Origin of the sequence: Bacillus cereus group sp. TH152-1LC, assembly GCF_027710505.1 — a bacterium.
Lineage (GTDB): Bacteria > Bacillota > Bacilli > Bacillales > Bacillaceae_G > Bacillus_A > Bacillus_A mobilis.
Genome location: NZ_JAQFNK010000076.1, coordinates 1 through 1,034, shown reverse-complemented (window position 1 = coordinate 1,034; position 1,034 = coordinate 1). Strand labels below are relative to the sequence as shown.

The window sequence follows — 1,034 nt, the reverse complement described above, 5'->3', positions numbered from 1 at the left end:
AGCTCGCGTACCGCTTTAATGGGCGAACAGCCCAACCCTTGGGACCGACTACAGCCCCAGGATGCGATGAGCCGACATCGAGGTGCCAAACCTCCCCGTCGATGTGGACTCTTGGGGGAGATAAGCCTGTTATCCCCGGGGTAGCTTTTATCCGTTGAGCGATGGCCCTTCCATGCGGAACCACCGGATCACTAAGCCCGACTTTCGTCCCTGCTCGACTTGTAGGTCTCGCAGTCAAGCTCCCTTATGCCTTTGCACTCTACGAATGATTTCCAACCATTCTGAGGGAACCTTTGGGCGCCTCCGTTACACTTTAGGAGGCGACCGCCCCAGTCAAACTGCCCACCTGACACTGTCTCCCGGGTCGATAAGACCCGTAGGTTAGAATTTCAATACAGTCAGGGCGGTATCCCACCAGCGCCTCCACCGAAGCTAGCGCTCCGGTTTCAATGGCTCCCGCCTATCCTGTACAAACTGTACCAAAATTCAATATCAGGCTACAGTAAAGCTCCACGGGGTCTTTCCGTCCTGTCGCGGGTAACCTGCATCTTCACAGGTACTATAATTTCACCGAGTCTCTGGTTGAGACAGTGCCCAAATCGTTACACCTTTCGTGCGGGTCGGAACTTACCCGACAAGGAATTTCGCTACCTTAGGACCGTTATAGTTACGGCCGCCGTTTACTGGGGCTTCAGTTCAGAGCTTCGCTTACGCTAACCCCTCTCCTTAACCTTCCAGCACCGGGCAGGTGTCACCCCCTATACTTCGCCTTACGGCTTCGCAGAGAGCTGTGTTTTTGCTAAACAGTCGCTTGGGCCTATTCACTGCGGCTTTCCGTTAAGAAAGCACCCCTTCTCCCGAAGTTACGGGGTCATTTTGCCGAGTTCCTTAACCAGAGTTCTCTCGCACACCTTAGGATTCTCTCCTCGCCTACCTGTGTCGGTTTGCGGTACAGGCACCTTTTATCTCGCTAGAAGCTTTTCTTGGCAGCGGGGAATCAAAGACTTCGCTCCATAAGGAGCTTCCCCATCACA

Annotated in this window: 1 rRNA gene; it reads right to left on the bottom strand. The window is 54.0% G+C overall.

Annotation, left to right across the window (positions count from 1 at the left end):
• Nucleotides 1-1,034: ribosomal RNA gene (locus PDL00_RS34675) — 23S ribosomal RNA — on the bottom strand; the annotation flags it as partial.